The sequence below is a fragment of the Streptomyces roseolus genome (genome assembly GCF_014649855.1).
GTDB lineage: Bacteria > Actinomycetota > Actinomycetes > Streptomycetales > Streptomycetaceae > Streptomyces > Streptomyces roseolus.
Map to the genome: position 1 here is coordinate 375,442 of NZ_BMTV01000002.1, position 17,980 is coordinate 393,421.

Genomic DNA, 17,980 nt, shown 5'->3' on the forward strand with positions numbered 1-17,980 from the left:
ATGCCGGGCCGTACTGCGTGGTGGTACGAGGCCGTGCAGGAGGTCCCGCTCCAGTGGCGCGGTGACTGGCCGTGACTCTAAGCGCAGGTGGGGAGGGTCGGGGAGCGGCGAGGGAAGGATGTGACTGTCTTGTTATGCCGACGGGTGGAGCGAGGCTGAGAGGTCATGCCAAAAGCGGGCATTGCGGTCCGTGGCGCGGTGTTCACATCGTGAGAACGTGCAGTTCCGCTAAGGGGCTTGAGGGAATCTTGGTGCTGACGTGGAGGTTTGGTGGCTCTCCGGATATCGGACGCGACGCCCGAACTGAGCGGACGGATGTCAAGCCTCGACGCCCTTTCGGCATCCTCCGTTGACGATCACCCAGTGTGACGAAAACCGCCTCCCGAAAGGTCGGTCGGTCACGCTCCCTTCGGCTGGAACCCGCCCCTCTCGAACGTACCTACGAGGGAGGTGAGTTGGGAGGGGCTGGCGTGAAAAAGGCATTCGGGAAAAGGAGTTGGGGCGCGGAGGGTGACCGCGGAGGGGAATCGGCGCGGTGGGACCCGCGCGCGCGGTTTCCCGTGAAGTGCCCGGATCCGTCCCGCGCATGCCGGAGGGGGCGGTACGCGCTCCGCGTACCGCCCCCTCCGGCGAAACAGGATGGCCGTCCGGCCGGCCCGCCCGGCTCAGGCGCCGGCGAGCTTCGCCTCCGGCGGCAGGTTGCCCGCGTCCAGCGGACCGATCTCCCGCAGCATGCAGGTGAGGCGGGCCGAGCAGACCCGACGCCCCTCCTCGTCGCTGATGACGATCTCGTACGTCGCCGTCGACCGCCCGCGGTGCACCGGGGTCGCCACGCCGGTCACCAGACCGCTGCGCGCCCCCCGGTGGTGGGTGCAGTTCAGGTCCACGCCCACCGCGATCTTCGACGAGCCGCCGTGCAGCATCGAGCCCACCGAGCCCAGCGTCTCCGCCAGCACCGCCGAGGCGCCGCCGTGCAGCAGCCCGTACGGCTGGGTGTTGCCCTCCACCGGCATCGTGCCGACGACCTTCTCCGCCGAGGCCTCCAGGATCTGGACGCCCATCCGGTTCCCCAGGTGCCCCGCCGAGAACAGCGCCGGCAGATCCACGCCGAGCGCGGCGTACTCGTCGATGACCTCCTGCGGGAACTTCACGTGCTGCTGCTCACCCATGGCCCGGCTCCGTTCGTCGTCGTACGACTGATCCTTCCGTCGCCCGGCTGGCTGAGCAAGCGCTTAGGCGGACGGCTGCGGAGATTCTTCCAGACGCACGATCACGGACTTGCTCGCGGGGGTGTTGCTGATGTCGGCCGTCGACTCCAGCGGGACCAGCACGTTCGTCTCCGGGTAGTACGCCGCCGCGCAGCCCCGGGCCGTCGGATAGTGCACCACCCGGAAACCGGGCGCCCGCCGCTCGCTGCCGTCCGTCCACTCGCTCACCAGGTCCGCGTACGCCCCGTCGGCCAGACCCAGCGCCGCCGCGTCCTCGGGGTGCACCAGGACCACCCGGCGGCCGCCCCGGATCCCCCGGTAGCGGTCGTCCAGGCCGTAGATCGTGGTGTTGTACTGGTCGTGCGAGCGGAGCGTCTGCAGCAGCAGCCGGCCCTCCGGCACCCTCGGGTACTCCACCGGCGCCGCCGTGAAGTTGGCCCTGCCGGTCTTCGTCGGGAAGCGCCGCTCGTCCCGCGGCGCGTGCGGCAGCGCGAAACCGCCGGGGTTCGCCGCGAGCCGCGCGTTGAAGTCCTCGAAGCCGGGCACCACGCGCGCGATCCGGTCCCGCACCGCCGCGTAGTCCGCCTCGAAGTCCTCCCACGGCGTCCGCGACGCCTCGCCGAGCACCGCCCGCGCCATCCGGGTCACGATCGCCGGCTCGGAGAGCAGGTGCGGGCTCGCCGGCGGCAGATTGCCGCGCGAGGCGTGCACCAGGCCCATCGAGTCCTCGACCGTCACGAACTGGCGCCCGCTCTTCTGCACGTCCTTGTCCGTGCGGCCCAGCGTCGGCAGGATCAGCGCCCGGGCGCCGGTCACCACGTGCGAGCGGTTCAGCTTCGTCGACACGTGCACCGTCAGCCGGGCCCTGCGCATCGCCGCCTCGGTCACCTCGGTGTCCGGGGTCGCGTCGACGAAGTTCCCGCCCATCGCGAAGAAGACCTTCGCCTCGCCGTCCCGCAGCGCCTGGATCGAGCGCACCACGTCGAAGCCGTGGTGGCGCGGCGAGACGATTCCGAACTCCTTGTCCAGCGCGTCCAGGAACGCCGGCGCCGGGCGCTCGAAGATGCCCATCGTCCGGTCGCCCTGCACGTTCGAATGCCCGCGCACCGGACACACGCCCGCGCCGGGCCGGCCGATGTTCCCCCGGAGCAGCAGCAGGTTGACCACCTCGCGGATGGTCGGCACGGAGTGCTTGTGCTGGGTCAGGCCCATCGCCCAGCAGACGATCGTCCGCTCCGAGGCCAGCACCATCTCCAGGGCCCGCTCGATCTCCGCGCGGGACAGCCCGGTCGCCGCGAGGGTCTCCGCCCAGTCGGCCTCCCCGGCCGCCGCCGCGAACTCCTCGAAGCCGTGGGTGTGCTCCCGTACGAACTCCTCGTCGACCGCCCCCGGCGTCTCCAGGACCAGCTTGTTGAGGAGCCGGAAGAGGGCCTGGTCGCCGCCGATCCGGATCTGGAGGAAGAGGTCGGTGAGCGCCGTCCCCTTCAGCATGCCCTGCGGGGTCTGCGGGTTCTTGAACCGCTCCAGACCGGCCTCCGGCAGCGGGTTCACCGAGATGATCCGCGCCCCGGCCGCCTTCGCCTTCTCCAGCGCGGAGAGCATCCGCGGATGGTTCGTGCCCGGGTTCTGCCCGGCCACGACGATCAGGTCCGCCCGGTGCAGGTCCTCCAGGGAGACGCTGCCCTTGCCGATGCCGATCGTCTCGGTCAGCGCCGAGCCCGAGGACTCGTGGCACATGTTCGAGCAGTCGGGGAGGTTGTTGGTGCCGAACTCGCGGGCGAAGAGCTGGAGCAGGAACGCGGCCTCGTTGCTGGTCCGGCCCGAGGTGTAGAAGAGCGCCTCGTCGGGGGAGGAGAGCGCGGTCAGCTCCTCCGCGAGGATCGCGAAGGCCCGCTCCCAGGTCACCGGCTCGTAGCGGTCGGCGCCCTCCGGCAGGTACATCGGCTGCGTGATCCGGCCCTGCTGCCCCAGCCAGTAGCCGCTGCGCTCCGCCAGCTCCGCCACCGGGTGCGCGGCGAAGAACCCCGGCGTCACCCGCCGCAGCGTCGCCTCCTCGGCGACCGCCTTCGCGCCGTTCTCGCAGAACTCCGCGAGGTGCCGCTTGTCGCCCTCGGGCCAGGCGCAGCCGGGACAGTCGAAACCGTCCTTCTGGTTGACCTTGAGGAGGGTGCGCGCGGTGCGCACGGCACCCATCTGCTCCTGCGCGATCCGCAGGGTGTGCCCGATCGCGGGCAGACCGGCGGCGGCGTGCTGCGGCGGCGTGACCTGCGGTGCGTCCTGGACCGGGTCGCCGGCCGGCGGCTTGCTGACCATCGCGCTCTCCCTTGAGCGATCGTCCTGCGTCGTACGCCCTCGATCCTGTCACGCGGCACCGACAACCCGGCACCCCGGCCGGTGTGGAAGGGATTGTCGGCGGCCCGTGGCAGGATCGTCCCGTGGCCGAGACAGCATCGAAGAACCCCGCAGACACCCGCCCCCGCCTGCTCCTCATGGACGGGCACTCGCTCGCGTACCGGGCGTTCTACGCACTGCCCGTGGAGAACTTCACCACCGCGACCGGGCAGCCGACGAACGCGATCTACGGCTTCGCGTCGATGCTGGCGAACACCCTGCGCGACGAGGCGCCCACGCACTTCGCGGTCGCCTTCGACGTGTCCCGCAGGACCTGGCGCTCGCAGGAGTTCCCCGAGTACAAGGCGAACCGCTCCAGCACCCCCGACGAGTTCAAGGGCCAGGTCGAGCTGATCGGCGAGCTGCTCGACGCCATGCACGCGCCGCGGTTCGCCGTCGACGGCTTCGAGGCCGACGACATCATCGCCACCCTCGCCACCCAGGCCGAGGCCGAGGGCTTCGAGGTCCTCATCGTCACCGGCGACCGGGACTCCTTCCAGCTGGTCACCGACCGCACCACCGTGCTCTACCCCACCAAGGGCGTCTCCGAGCTGACCCGCTTCACCCCGGAGAAGGTCCAGGAGAAGTACGGCCTCACCCCCTCCCAGTACCCGGACTTCGCCGCCCTGCGCGGCGACCCGTCCGACAACCTCCCGGGCATCCCCGGCGTCGGCGAGAAGACCGCCGCCAAGTGGATCAACCAGTTCGGCTCCTTCGCCGAGCTCGTCGAGCGCGCCGACGAGGTCAAGGGCAAGGCCGGGCAGAACTTCCGGGACCACCTGGAGTCCGTCAAGCTCAACCGCGTCCTCACCGAGATGGTCCGGGACGTCGAGCTGCCGAAGACCGTCGCCGACCTCGCCCGCGAGCCGTACGACCGCAAGGCCGTCGCCCTGGTCCTCGACACCCTGGAGATCCGCAACCCCTCGCTGCGCGAGCGGCTCCTCGCCGTCGACCCCGGCTCCGCCGAGGAGGCCGAGCCGGCCCCCGCCCCCGGCGTCGAGCTCGACTTCGCCGTCCTCGGCTCCGGCGAGCTCGCCCCCTGGCTGGCCGCCCACGGCGAGCAGCCCCTCGGCGTCGCCACCGTCGACGCCTGGGCCCTCGGCACCGGCTCCGTCGCCGAGATCGCCCTGGCCGGCGCCGGCGGCGAGGCCGCCTGGTTCGACCCCAGCGAGCTCGACGAGGCCGACGAGCGGGCCTGGGCCGCCTGGATCGCCGACCCGGAGCGCCCCAAGGTCCTGCACAACGCCAAGGGCGCGATGCGGGTCTTCCCCGAGCACGGCTGGAGCGTCGCCGGCGTCACCATGGACACCGCGCTCGCCGCCTACCTGGTCAAGCCCGGCCGCCGCTCCTTCGCCCTGGACGCCCTCTCCCTGGAGTACCTCGGCCGCGAGCTCGCCCCGGCCGCCGCCACCGAGGGCCAGCTCGCCTTCGGCGCCGAGGACCACGCCGAGGCCGAGGCCCTCATGACCCAGGCCCGCGCCGTCCTCGACCTGGGGGCCGCCTTCGAGTCCAGGCTCGACGAGGTCGGCGCCCGCGAGCTGCTGTACGACATCGAACTGCCCACCTCCGTCCTCCTCGCCCGCCTGGAGCGGCACGGCATCGCCGCCGACCGCGACCACCTGGAGGCGATGGAGCAGCAGTTCGCCGGGGCCGTGCAGCAGGCCGTCAAGGAGGCCCACGCCTCCGTCGGCCACGAGTTCAACCTCGGCTCGCCCAAGCAGCTCCAGGAGGTCTTCTTCGGCGAGCTCAACCTCCCGAAGACCAAGAAGACCAAGACCGGCTACACCACCGACGCCGACGCGCTCGCCTGGCTGGCCGGCCAGACCGAGCACGAACTGCCGGTGATCATGCTCCGCCACCGCGAGCAGGCCCGGCTCCGCTCCACCGTCGAGGGCCTGATCAAGACGATCGCCGCCGACGGCCGGATCCACACCACCTTCAGCCAGACCGTCGCCGCCACCGGCCGGCTCTCCTCCACCGACCCCAACCTGCAGAACGTGCCGGTGCGGACGGACGAGGGCCGCGCCATCCGGCACGGCTTCGTCGTCGGCGAGGGCTTCGAGTCCCTCATGACCGCCGACTACAGCCAGATCGAACTGCGCGTCATGGCCCACCTCTCCGAGGACGAGGGCCTCATCGAGGCCTTCACCTCCGGGGAGGACCTGCACACCACCGTCGCCTCGCAGGTCTTCGGCGTCGAGCGGTCCGCGGTCGACGCCGAGATGCGCCGCAAGATCAAGGCCATGTCGTACGGCCTCGCCTACGGCCTCTCCGCCTTCGGTCTCTCCCAGCAGCTGAACATCGACCCGGGCGAGGCCCGCGGCCTGATGGACACCTACTTCGAGCGCTTCGGCGGGGTGCGGGACTATCTGCGCCGGGTCGTCGACGAGGCCCGCGCCACCGGTTACACCGAGACCATGCTCGGCCGCCGCCGCTACCTGCCGGACCTCAACAGCGACAACCGCCAGCGCCGCGAGGCCGCCGAGCGGATGGCGCTCAACGCCCCGATCCAGGGCACGGCCGCCGACATCGTCAAGGTCGCCATGCTCAAGGTCGACCAGGCCCTCACCGAGGCCGGCCTCGCCTCCCGGATGCTCCTCCAGGTCCACGACGAAATCGTCCTGGAGATCGCCCCCGGCGAGCGCGAGCGCGTCGAGGCCCTGGTCCGCGAGCAGATGTCGGCCGCCGCGGAGCTCCGCGCCCCGCTCGACGTCTCCGTCGGCTTCGGCCCGGACTGGGACTCCGCCGCGCACTGACCCCGTACCGTTCCGCCGGTGGCCGCACCTCCCCGAGGGGCGCGGCCACCGGAGCCGCCCCGCCCGCCGCCCCCGCCTCCGGGATCAGCGAACGCCCGGACGGGAGCGCGCCGTACGGTCCGCGGGCTCTCCCTCCGTTCCCGCTCCCCTTTCCCTTCCCGTTCCCGCACCGGCGGCCGCTCCCCGCCCTCGCAGCCGGGCCGCCGTCCCGTACAGCAGCAGCCCCGCGACGAGGCCCGCGCCCGCCCCGAAGCAGGCGGTCGGGATGATGTCGAGCGGGGTCTCGATGCGGCCCCAGCCCCAGTACGCCGCCCAGCGCAGCACCCGGTGCGCGATCCCCGCCAGCACGCAGGCCCCGATCAGCAGCAGTGCCGCCCGCCGCTCGCGCCGCCCCGGCACCGGCACCGCGGCGGGCGGCTCCGCACCGGCCGGCACCGCCCGCAGCGCCCGGGCCGTGAACCAGCCCAGCAGGGCGAGCGCCAGCGCCGAACCGCCGTACTGCACGTACAGATAGACGGGGAAGCCGGCCACCACCTCCGACAGGAAGGGGAGCGCCCGCGTCCCCCACCGGTCGAGGTGGGTGAAGGCGTCCCAGACCACGTGCGTGACCGCGCCGAGCACCGCCGAGACGGCGAACCAGGCGACGAGCCCGGCCGGCCGCCGCTCCCGCCACGGCCGGCCGCGCACCACCCCGTACACCCGGCCGCGCCACCGCGCCGGCAACAGGCCCACCAGCGGCTCGCGGACCGTCAGCCACAGCCCCACCAGGGCGGCGGCGATCAGCACGTCGACGGTGAGGATCCCGACGGGGGAGTGGGTCACGTCCCCGAACGCCATCGCCTCGGGGACCACCGTCGCCGCGAAGTAGGTGAGGTCGGGGGAGAAGCTTCCGGCGACGAGGGCGGAGGCGACCAGCGGCCCCCGCGCGGTCCCGTCCCGCCGCAGCCCCGGCAGGACGGCGGCGGCGTGGCTCAGGGTGAAGGGCACGGAGAACCTCCCGGTCGTACGCATGATCGGCCCGAGTGCAAGAGGCACCGGACCGCCCACGCGGTTCCCACGCATCCCGTACGCCCCGTACGTCCCGAGGGGTTCGGGGGCGCCGCACTCCGGAGGTCCGGTCTCCGGAGTGCGGACCTCCGTGTCCGGCCGCCGGGAGGCCAAGGGGTGACGAAAGCGTGAAACACGGTCAGGCCGTGGTGTCGTGTGCTAGGGACATCGCATAGGGTCGCCTGAGGCCGCACGCGGGGAGCGTGGGGCCGCAGTCGACTGGGGAGGGAGTTCCGGAATGGCAGCGCAATTCGGCCGCCGCCTGCGCAGGGGAGCGACGAGCGGCGCGATCGTCGCCGCCGCGGTCGCGGCGCTGGCCGCCTCGCAGGGCCCGGGGGCGATCCCGCCGCCGACCGACAACCTCAGCGGCGACACCGCCATCGGTGCCGGCGACGCCACGACCCCGCACGGCGGAGGGGACGCCGGCGGCTCGGCGACCGGCGACTCGCCCTACTACACGGACCTGCCGCCGCTGAACCCCCCGAAGGTGCCCGGAGTGGCGCCCACCGCTCCCCAGGTGCCGATCGTCACCGGCCCCGCCGCGGCCGGCATACCCGCGACCGTCCTCGCCGCCTACCAGCGGGCCGAGGCCGCGATCCGTGCCTCCGACCCCTCCTGCAACCTGCCCTGGCAGCTCCTCGCCGGCATCGGCAAGGTGGAGTCCGGGCAGGCGAGCGGCGGCCGCGTCGACGGCAACGGCACCACCTTGACCCCGATCCTCGGCCCGGCCCTCGACGGCAACGGCTTCGCCCTCATCCAGGACACCGACGACGGTGCCTTCGACGGCGACACCACCCACGACCGGGCCCTCGGCCCCATGCAGTTCATCCCGTCCACCTGGGCCGCCTGGGGCCAGGACGCCAACGGCGACGGGAAGAAGGACCCCCAGAACGTCTACGACGCCGCCCTGGCCGCGGGCATGTACCTGTGCGCCGGCGACCGGAACCTGGCGATCAAGGCCGACCTCGACAAGGCGATCCTCAGCTACAACCGTTCCACGGAGTACCTGACGACCGTCCTCAACTGGTTCGAGTACTACGGGCGCGGCGCCCACACCGTCCCGGACGGCGCGGGCCAGCTGCCGGTCGACCGCAGCGACCGCCCCGCCCCCGGCCGGTCCCCCGTCCCGGTCTCGCCGAGCTCGCCGACCGCGCCGTCTCCGCGCCCGTCGCAGGACAGGCCGTCGCCGAAGCCCTCCGACCCGGCCACGACCCCGCCGCCGAAGCCCGCGGAGCCGACGAAGCCGCCGACCGCGGACCCGAGCCGGCCGGACGTCGGCACGCCCGTCGAGGTCCCGCCGACCCTCCGGGTCGCCCGCCTCAAGGCCGGCACGGCGACCCTCACCGCAGTCACCGGCAGCGCCTTCGCCCAGGCCGCGTCCGTCACCGCCGTGGACGCCTCCGGCCGCCCGGTCGCCGGCGTCAGCGTCCGCTTCGCGCTCCCCGCCACCACCGACGCCCGCTTCCCCGCCGGCGCCACCACGGTCACCGTCGTCTCGGACGCGCGGGGCGTCGCCGAGGCGCCCGCCCTGCGCGCCGGCGAGAAGGCCGCCTCCTTCACCATCCGCGCCACCGTCCCCGGCCGCTCCTCCCTGCCGGCCGCCGAACTGAAGGCGACCGTCGAGGTCCGCAAGGCCGACGCCCTCACCCGCGTCGGCGACACCGCCCTGACGGCCGAGACCGGCGCCCGCTACGCCGACGTCACCGTGGAGGCCCGTCTCGCCGGCGCCCTCGCCCAGGGCGTGACCGTGACCGCCGTCATCACCGACTCCTCGGCCTCCGACGCCCAGAGCGCCGACGGCCCGTCCTTCGGCAAGGACGCCGCCGGCAACCCGATCCGCACCAAGGTCCTGAAGACCGACGCCCAGGGCCGCCTGGTCGTCGCGGGCCTCGTGGCGGGCCAGAAGGCCGGCGACTACGTCCTGCTGCTCACCGCGCCCGGCGGCGGCACCGCGAAGGTGGCGCTCGAGGTCACGGCCCCGGCCCCCACGTCGCCCACGGACCCGACCGAGAAGCCGACCACGGACCCGGCGCCGACCCCCTCCACGTCCCCGTCGACCTCTCCCTCGACCTCGCCGTCCGCCACCGCCTCGCCCACCGCGAGCGCCTCGCCCTCCGCCTGACCCGCGCCTCCTCTCTCCGCCCCGCCCCCGCCGTCCCCTCCCGGGACGCCGGGGGCGGCGCGCGTTCCGGTCCGTCCCGCCACGAGCTGTTCTCATCCCACGGCCGCGTTGCTACGGTGCCCCCGTCCTGACGACCCATCAGATCACTTGCCGGGAGGCCGACATGCGCGCCCTCGTCGCCGCGGCGATCGGACTCGTGCCCGTCCTGCTCTTCGTCCTGCTCGTCTCCCTGGTCGATCTGCCGCCCGACGGCCCCACCTCGCCCAGACCCCTGCTCACCGCCGACCCCGGCCCCAAGAAGCAGGGAGTCCCCGTGCGCCGCCGAGCCGGCCTCGTCCTCCTCTCCTTCGCCGTCCTCTTCGCCGCCATGGCGCCCACCCTGCGCTGGTACGCCTTCCCCCGGCTGGCCAAGGTCCCGCCGAACCAGTACCAGGAGGTGGTCCTGGAGGCCCGCCCCGCGACCCTCCTCGACCACGGCACCCTCAAGTCCCGCGAGGTCGAGAAGATCACCATCGTCCAGACCCTCAAGGGCAACGTGGAGGAGTCGCGGCGGATCGAGGCCGGCACCGACCGCGACGTCGTGGTCTGGGACGCCCTCTCCTACGTCATGGGTCCCGACGGCGGGATGGTGTCCAAGATCCCGGAGCGGTACGTCTTCGACGGCCACACCCAGGACCCGGTGAACGCCCCCGGCGAGATGGTCGACGGCGACCCGGTCGAGCGCGAGGGCATCGAGTTCAAGTGGCCCTTCCTCACCGAGAAGCGCGACCACCTCCACTTCGACGCCCAGACCCGCACCGCCGCCCCCATCCACTACGCGGGCACCCGCACCTTCCGCGGCCTGGAGGTCTCCTACTACGAGCAGACCGTCCCCTGGACCCGGGCCCCCATGCCCAAGACCATGCCGATCGAGGGCATCACCCCCGAGCTCATCGCCTCCACCGGCCTCACCCGCTGGTACACCACGAAGCGCATGTTCTGGGTCGAGCCCGTCACCGGCGCCCCCGTCAACGGCGAGGAGATCCACCAGGAGGAGCTCCGCGGCGCCAAGGCCCTCCTGGGCACCGACACCCTCACCGTCTTCGACGGCCACGTGAAGATGCGCGAGGACTACATCGCCGACACCGTCGAGCTGGTCTCCGCCCACCGCACCACCGTCCTCCTCCTGGTCTCCCGGCTCCCCTGGACCTTCACCTTCCTCGCCCTCCTCCTCTTCGCCCTCGCGCTCCGGCTGGAGCACCGCTCCCGCCGTCCCGCCCCGGAGCCGGCGCCGCGGCCCGCCCCCGAGCCGGTGGTCACCCCTCCCGTCTGAGCCGCGCGCTCGTGTGCCGGGTCGGCACCGCCGCCGAGGGGTCCTCCGGCCACGGGTGCCTCGGGTACCGCCCCCGCAGCTCCGCCCGCACCGCCCGGTACCCGTCCCGCCAGAACGAGGCCAGATCCGCGGTCACGGCCGCCGGCCGCCCGGCGGGGGAGAGCAGATGGACGAGGACCGGCACCCCCGCCACCCGAGGCGTGTCGGCCAGCCCGAACATCTCCTGGAGCTTCACCGCGAGCACCGGCCGCCCCTCCCCGTACGCCACCCGGATCCGCGAACCGCTCGGCACCTCGATCCGCTCCGGCGCCAGCTCGTCCAGCCGCCCCGCCTCGCCCGACGCCCACGGCAACAGCCGCCGCAGCGCCTCCCCGGCGTCGATCCGCTCCAGATCCGCCCGCCGCGCCGCCCGCGACAGCTCCGGCTCCAGCCACTCCTCGGCCCGCTCCACCAGCGCCTCCTCCGCCACGTCCGGCCACGCCCCGCCGACCGCCCCGTGCAGGAACGCCAGCCGCTCCCGCAGCTCCACCGCCTCCCGCCCCCACCGCAGCAACCCCGTCCCCTCCCGCCGCAGCCCGTCGAGGAGCGCCTCCCGCACCAGCGCCGGATCCGCCCCCGCCCCCAGCGGCCGCACGGTCAGCTCCACCGCCCCGAGCCGCTCCACCGACCGCGCCACCACGTCGCCGTCCTCCCAGCGCACCTCCTCGCCCGAGCGGAGCAGGTGCCCCGCCGCCCGCCGCGCCACGGCCTCGTCCACCACCGCGGCGAGCCGCACCCGTGCCGTCGCGTCCCGGGCCGTCCGGTCCGCCACCGCCACCGCCAGCCACGGCGCCGACCGCAGCCCCGAACCCTCCGCGAGCCGCGCCCCGCTCCCGGACACCATCAGGTGCCCGCCCCGCTCCCGCGCCCGCGCCACCCGCTCGGGGAACGCCAGCGCCGTCACCACCCCCGCCACCGCGTCGTCCCCGGCCGCCCGCCCTTCCCCGGCCCCGCCCTCCGCCTCCGAGGCCGCCGCCCGCTCCAGGCGCCGCACCTCCGCCCGCCACCTGGCCCCGTACGCGTCCCCGCCCAGGCGGGCCTCCCGCCACGCCGCCGCCAGATCGTCCCCGTACTCCCGCGGCGGCTCCTCGCTCAGCAGCGCCACCACCTCGGCCGCCCGCCGCGCGCCCACCTCCGCCGCCCCGTCGAGCAGCGCCCGCCCGAGCCGCGGATGCACCCCGAGCCGGGCCATCCGCACCCCCCGCCCGGTCGCCTTCCCCGCCCCGTCCACCGCCCCGATCGACGCGAGCACCGAACGGGCCGCCGCCAGCGCCCCGGCCGGCGGCGCGTCGAGCAGCGCCAGGCCCTCCGCCGTCGGATCGCCCCAGCAGGCGGCCCGCAGCGCGAACCCGGCCAGGTCGGCGATCCGGATCTCCGGCGCAGGGAACCGCGCCCGCCCGCTCTCCTCCGCCTCCGACCAGCACCGGTACACCGTCCCCGGTGCCTCACGCCCCGAGCGCCCCGCCCGCTGCGTCGCCGCCGCGGCCGACACCGGCACCGTCGCCAGCGACCCCAGGCCGCGCGCGTGGTCCATCCGCGGCTCTCGGGCGAGCCCCGCGTCCACCACGACCCGGACCCCCGGCACCGTGAGGCTCGACTCCGCCACCGACGTCGACAGCACCACCCGCCGCCGCCCACCGGGCCCCGCACCCCGCAGCACCGCGTCCTGCACCGCCCCCGGTGCCCGCCCGTGCAGCTGGAGCACCTCGGCGTCCACCCCGTCGAGCAGCCCGGCCGTGCGCGCGATCTCCCCGGTGCCCGGCAGGAAGCAGAGGACGTCTCCCTCGTGCCGCGCCAGCGCCTCCCGGACCGTCGCCGCCACGTGCCGCAGCAGCGCCGGATCCACCCAGGTGCCGTGTGCCGGCCGGATCCCCGCCGGCGGCGGCGCGTGGACCACCGCGAACCCGTGCCCCTCGCCCTCGCTGCGCACCACCGGCGCGGGCCCGCCGCCCTCCTGGGAGGTCAGCAGCCGGGCCCACGCCTCCGCGTCACTGGTCGCCGAGGCCGCGACGACCCCCAGCTCCGGCCGCAGCGCGGCCCGCACGTCCACCAGGAACGCGAGGGCGGTGTCGGCGTCCAGATGGCGCTCGTGGCACTCGTCGAGCAGCACCACGTCCACCCCCGCGAGCTCGGGATCCCGCTGGAGCCGCTGGAGCAGCAGGCCGGTCGTCACCACCTCGACCCGCGTCGCGGGCCCCGCCCGCCGTTCGCCGCGCACCGCGAAGCCGACCGTGCCGCCGACGCCCTCGCCCAGCAGCCAGGCCATCCGTCCGGCCGCCGCCCGCACCGCCATCCGGCGCGGCTCGGCCACCAGCACCCGCCGCTCCGGCCCGTTCCCTGTCAGCCCCGCGAGGGCCAGCGGCACCAGCGTGGTCTTGCCGGTGCCGGGCGGCGCGTGCAGCACCGCCGTGCCGCGCCCTTCGAGCGCGGCCAGCAGCTCGGGAACGGCATGCCGGACGGGAAGCAGATCGAGTACGTCGTTTCGGATCACGCACTCAGTCTCGTACGCGAAGGAAAAAGGGCGGGCCCGGTTGTCCACAGGCCCGCCCATAAGTACGACTGTCGGACATCCGGCGGTCGGTGTGCGAAGGGACCTCAGTCCTCGCGCTCGCACACGAAGATCGCCGTGCCCGGGATGAGGTTCCCCCGGAGCGGGGACCAGCCGCCCCACTCCTGGCCGTTCCACTCCGGCCACTCCGGCTCGACCAGGTCCACCAGCCGGAAGCCGCCCGCCACCACGTCCCGCACCCGGTCGCCGAGCGTCCGGTGGTGCTCCACGTACACCGCGCGCCCCCGCTCGTCCTGCTCGACGTAGGGCGTGCGGTCGAAGTAGGAGGCGGCGACCGACAGGCCCTCCGGCCCCGGCTCGTCCGGGAACGCCCAGCGGATGGGGTGGGTCACCGAGAACACCCAGCGACCGCCCGGCCGCAGCACCCGGCGCACCTCGCGGAAGACCCGCACCGGATCGGCCACGAACGGCACCGCGCCGTACGCCGAGCACGCGAGGCCGAAGGAGCCGTCGCGGAAGGGGAGCGCCCCCGCGTCCGCCTCGACCAGCGGCACCTCCCCGCCGATCCGCAGGGCGTGCTGGAGCTGTCGGTGCGAGAGGTCCAGCGCCACCGGCTTCGCTCCCTGCGCCGCCAGCCACCGGGAGCACTGCGCGGCGCCGGCGCCGATCTCCAGGACGTCGAGCCCCTTCAGTCCCTCCGTCGGCCCGAGCAGTCCGGCCTCGGCCTCGTCGAGCCCCTCCGGGCCCCACACGAAGCGGTCGTCGCCGAGGAAGGCGCCGTGGTCGTTCTGGTACTCGTCGGCGTTCCGGTCCCACCAGCCCCGGCTGGCCCGGCTGCTCTCCGCGTCACCGGCGTCACGCCGGGTCGCCACCGCCTCGTCGGCGTCCGTCTCGAAGCGGTCGTCCTGTCCGTACTCTTGGTTCATCTCGCCCGTCGATGTAGTTTGCGCTCAGTGCCACGGAACGGCGGAGGCCCGCCGACGGCCCGCTGACGGACACGAGTTGTGCCGGGTTCGCGCACTTCCGTCCCGGCTGCGCGCTTCGCGCATTGACCCTGTCCGGCCGCCCCCGTATGCTAAAGGTTGCGCTGCGGGCCTGCGCGCCTCAGACGGAGCAGGCCGCGCTCGCACCTGTTGCAGTCCCCTCGGTTTTCGAGGCGCCCCCGGGTCTCCGGGAAGGCGCTTCATCAGCTGTCCGGCTTCTTCAGTGCGATACGGGCTCTCGGCGTAGCAGTACCTACGACTTTCTGTCCGTAACCGGAGCCCTTTCCCACATGACGAGCAGCACCGAGACCACCGCCACCACCCCGCAGGTTGCGGTCAACGACATCGGTAACGAGGAAGCCTTCCTCGCCGCGATCGACGAGACGATCAAGTACTTCAACGACGGCGACATCGTCGACGGCGTCATCGTGAAGGTCGACCGGGACGAGGTCCTGCTCGACATCGGTTACAAGACCGAAGGTGTCATCCCGAGCCGCGAGCTCTCGATCAAGCACGACGTCGACCCGAACGAGGTCGTCAAGGTCGGCGACGAGATCGAGGCCCTTGTTCTCCAGAAGGAGGACAAGGAAGGCCGCCTGATCCTCTCGAAGAAGCGCGCCCAGTACGAGCGCGCCTGGGGCACCATCGAGAAGATCAAGGAAGAGGACGGCATCGTCACCGGTACCGTCATCGAGGTCGTCAAGGGTGGTCTCATCCTCGACATCGGCCTCCGCGGCTTCCTCCCGGCCTCCCTGGTCGAGATGCGTCGTGTCCGCGACCTCCAGCCCTACGTGGGCAAGGAGCTCGAGGCGAAGATCATCGAGCTGGACAAGAACCGCAACAACGTGGTCCTGTCCCGCCGCGCCTGGCTGGAGCAGACCCAGTCCGAGGTCCGCCAGACCTTCCTCACGACCCTCCAGAAGGGTCAGGTCCGCTCCGGCGTCGTGTCCTCGATCGTCAACTTCGGTGCCTTCGTGGACCTGGGCGGCGTCGACGGTCTCGTCCACGTCTCCGAGCTGTCCTGGAAGCACATCGACCACCCGTCCGAGGTCGTCGAGGTCGGCCAGGAGGTCACCGTCGAGGTTCTCGACGTGGACATGGACCGCGAGCGTGTCTCCCTGTCGCTGAAGGCGACGCAGGAGGACCCGTGGCAGCAGTTCGCCCGCACGCACCAGATCGGCCAGGTCGTCCCCGGCAAGGTCACCAAGCTGGTTCCGTTCGGTGCGTTCGTCCGCGTGGACGAGGGCATCGAGGGCCTGGTCCACATCTCCGAGCTGGCCGAGCGCCACGTGGAGATCCCGGAGCAGGTCGTCCAGGTCAACGACGAGATCTTCGTCAAGGTCATCGACATCGACCTCGAGCGTCGCCGGATCTCGCTGTCCCTGAAGCAGGCCAACGAGTCCTTCGGTGCCGACCCGGCGTCGGTCGAGTTCGACCCGACCCTGTACGGCATGGCCGCGTCCTACGACGACCAGGGCAACTACATCTACCCCGAGGGCTTCGACCCCGAGACCAACGACTGGCTCGAGGGCTACGAGACCCAGCGCGAGGCCTGGGAGGCCCAGTACGCCGAGGCGCAGGCGCGCTTCGAGCAGCACCAGGCCCAGGTCATCAAGTCCCGCGAGGCCGACGAGGCCGCCGCTGCCGAGGGCGCTGCCGCCCCGGCCGCCGGCAACGCCGGTGCGGGCATCTCGGGTGGCTCCTACTCCTCCGAGTCGGACGACTCCGCCGGCGCCCTGGCGTCGGACGAGGCCCTCGCCGCCCTCCGCGAGAAGCTCGCCGGCGGCCAGAGCTGAACAGGCTCACCGCTGAGCGGCGCTAGTCGCTAGCAGTACACCGGGGCCCGCTCCCTCCCGGGGGAGCGGGCCCCGGTCGTTTTTCCGCCACATCGGCCCGAACGAGCCCTGGCGGGAATGACCTTGCGCCGTAGGACGTTCTCCCGGGAGACGCGAGGAGGAGCGGTAACCGTGCTTGATCCCCAGGATTTGTACGAATGGGACGCCAAGGGCCTGGCCGTGGTCGACCTGGCCCTGGCACAGGAGTCGACCGGGCTGGTCATGCTGTACCACTTCGACGGCTACATCGACGCGGGCGAGGCCGGCGAGCAGATCGTCGAGCGGGTGCTCGACACCCTTCCTCACCAGGTCGTCGCCCGCTTCGACCACGACCGGCTGGTGGACTACCGGGCCCGCCGCCCCCTGCTGACCTTCCGGCGCGACCGCTGGGCCGGGTACGAGACCCCCGCCATCGAGGTCCGCCTCGTCCAGGACGCCACCGGCGCCCCCTTCCTGTTCCTCTCCGGCCCGGAGCCGGACGTCGAGTGGGAGCGCTTCGCCGCCGCCGTCGCCCAGATCGTCGAGCGGCTCGGCGTACGGCTCGCCGTCAACTTCCACGGCATCCCCATGGGCGTGCCGCACACCCGGCCCGTCGGCCTCACCCCGCACGGCAACCGCACCGACCTCATGCCCGGCCACCGCAGCCCCTTCGACGAGGCCCAGGTGCCCGGCAGCGCCCAGTCCCTCATCGAGTTCCGGCTCTCCGAGGCCGGTTTCGACACCCTCGGGGTCGCCGCCCACGTGCCGCACTACGTGGCCCGCTCCCCGTACCCGGACGCGGCGCTCACCGTGCTGGAAGCCGTCACCGCCGCCACCGGCCTCGTCCTCCCGGGCGTCGCCCACGCGCTGCGCACCGAGGCCCGCCGCACCCAGACCGAGATCGACCGGCAGATCGGCGCCGGGGACGAGGAGCTCGTCGCCCTGGTCCAGGGGTTGGAGCACCAGTACGACGCGGTGGCCGGTGCGGAGACCCGCGGCAGCCTGGTCGCCGAGCCCGTCGACCTGCCCTCCGCCGACGAGCTGGGGCGCGAGTTCGAGCGCTTCCTCGCCGAGCGGGAGGGCGACTCCTAGGGTCGCGGGAGCGGGGGCCTAAGCTGCCGCTCATGCTGAAGATCGGACTGACCGGCGGCATCGGCGCCGGCAAGAGTGAGGTGTCGCGGCTGCTCGTCTCGTACGGGGCCGTGCTGATCGACGCGGACCGGATCGCCCGCGAGGTGGTCGAGCCGGGCACCGAGGGGCTCGCGGCCGTCGTGGCCGCCTTCGGGGAGTCCGTCCTCACCGAGGACGGCACTCTCGACCGGCCGAAACTCGGTTCCATCGTCTTCGCCGACCCGGAGCGGCTGGCCACGCTCAACGCGCTCGTGCACCCGCTCGTCGGCGCCCGGTCGGCCGAGCTGGAGAGCGCCGCCGGCCCCGGGGACGTGGTGGTCCACGACGTGCCGCTGCTGACCGAGAACGGCCTCGCCCCGCTCTACGACCTCGTGGTCGTCGTCGACGCCTCGCCCGAGACTCAGCTCGACCGGCTGGTACGGCTCCGGGGCATGGCCGAGGAGGAGGCGAGGGCCCGGATGGCGGCGCAGGCCACCCGGGCGGCCCGGCTGGAGATCGCGGACCTCGTGATCGACAACGACGGCCCCCTCGACGCGCTGGAGCCGCAGGTGCGGAAGGTGTGGGAGGAGCTGGTGCGTCGGGCGGCCGAGACGGCCTAGGGTCTGTTGCGAAAGTGGATCTTGTTCGTTGATGATCACGTCCTGTGGGACGTGGGGATCTGACGAACG

General features: G+C 73.3%; 11 protein-coding genes. 6 read left to right on the forward strand and 5 right to left on the reverse strand.

The features are described 5' to 3' along the window. Nucleotides 1-665 precede the first annotated feature (665 nt). Both IE245_RS03780 and IE245_RS03785 read right to left on the reverse strand, forming a co-directional pair. Nucleotides 666-1,169 carry a PaaI family thioesterase gene (locus IE245_RS03780; protein ID WP_189945247.1) on the reverse strand — a complete coding sequence of 168 codons (504 nt, stop codon included), beginning with the start codon at nt 1,167-1,169 and terminating at the stop codon, nt 666-668. Nucleotides 1,170-1,232: 63 nt separating this feature from the next. After that, nucleotides 1,233-3,521, reverse strand: coding sequence for an FdhF/YdeP family oxidoreductase (locus IE245_RS03785; RefSeq protein WP_189945248.1), 2,289 nt, complete (start codon nt 3,519-3,521; stop codon nt 1,233-1,235). Between the two features lie 122 nt (nt 3,522-3,643). Between IE245_RS03785 and polA the strand changes: the two genes are divergently transcribed. Continuing rightward, the gene (gene polA / locus IE245_RS03790; RefSeq protein ID WP_189945249.1) at nt 3,644-6,355 is read left to right on the forward strand and encodes a DNA polymerase I; all 2,712 of its coding nucleotides are present in this window, start codon (nt 3,644-3,646) and stop codon (nt 6,353-6,355) included. A gap of 84 nt (nt 6,356-6,439) precedes the next feature. On the opposite strand, the gene IE245_RS03795 is transcribed toward polA, so the two are convergent. Further along, nucleotides 6,440-7,342, reverse strand: a complete 903-nt coding sequence (locus tag IE245_RS03795) for a DUF4184 family protein (protein ID WP_189945250.1) — start codon at nt 7,340-7,342, stop codon at nt 6,440-6,442. Between the two features lie 298 nt (nt 7,343-7,640). Here IE245_RS03795 and IE245_RS03800 point away from each other — a divergent pair, with 298 nt between their 5' ends. Beyond that, on the forward strand, nt 7,641-9,524 hold the full coding sequence (locus IE245_RS03800) for a lytic transglycosylase domain-containing protein (protein ID WP_189945251.1): 1,884 nt from the start codon (nt 7,641-7,643) through the stop codon (nt 9,522-9,524). A gap of 163 nt (nt 9,525-9,687) precedes the next feature. Further along, nucleotides 9,688-10,836: a cell envelope lipid trafficking protein PgfA gene (gene pgfA / locus IE245_RS03805; RefSeq protein WP_189945252.1), complete on the forward strand. Its 1,149-nt coding sequence runs from the start codon at nt 9,688-9,690 to the stop codon at nt 10,834-10,836. On the opposite strand, the gene hrpB is transcribed toward pgfA, so the two are convergent. After that, the gene (gene hrpB / locus IE245_RS03810) at nt 10,820-13,366 is read right to left on the reverse strand and encodes an ATP-dependent helicase HrpB (RefSeq protein WP_189945253.1); all 2,547 of its coding nucleotides are present in this window, start codon (nt 13,364-13,366) and stop codon (nt 10,820-10,822) included. The genes pgfA and hrpB overlap by 17 nt on opposite strands. A 104-nt stretch (nt 13,367-13,470) precedes the next feature. Next, nucleotides 13,471-14,310, reverse strand: coding sequence for a class I SAM-dependent methyltransferase (locus tag IE245_RS03815; RefSeq protein ID WP_189945254.1), 840 nt, complete (start codon nt 14,308-14,310; stop codon nt 13,471-13,473). A 347-nt stretch (nt 14,311-14,657) separates the two neighbouring features. Here IE245_RS03815 and rpsA point away from each other — a divergent pair, with 347 nt between their 5' ends. From rpsA to coaE, 3 genes are all read left to right on the forward strand, one after another. Continuing rightward, nucleotides 14,658-16,163 carry a 30S ribosomal protein S1 gene (rpsA, locus tag IE245_RS03820; RefSeq protein WP_031002689.1) on the forward strand — a complete coding sequence of 502 codons (1,506 nt, stop codon included), beginning with the start codon at nt 14,658-14,660 and terminating at the stop codon, nt 16,161-16,163. Nucleotides 16,164-16,334: 171 nt separating this feature from the next. After that, entirely contained in the window at nt 16,335-17,273 is a 939-nt protein-coding gene (locus IE245_RS03825; protein ID WP_189945255.1) for a PAC2 family protein, read from the forward strand. 32 nt (nt 17,274-17,305) lie between these two features. After that, nucleotides 17,306-17,911, forward strand: a complete 606-nt coding sequence (gene coaE / locus IE245_RS03830; protein ID WP_189945256.1) for a dephospho-CoA kinase — start codon at nt 17,306-17,308, stop codon at nt 17,909-17,911. The last annotated feature ends 69 nt before the right edge of the window (nt 17,912-17,980 follow it).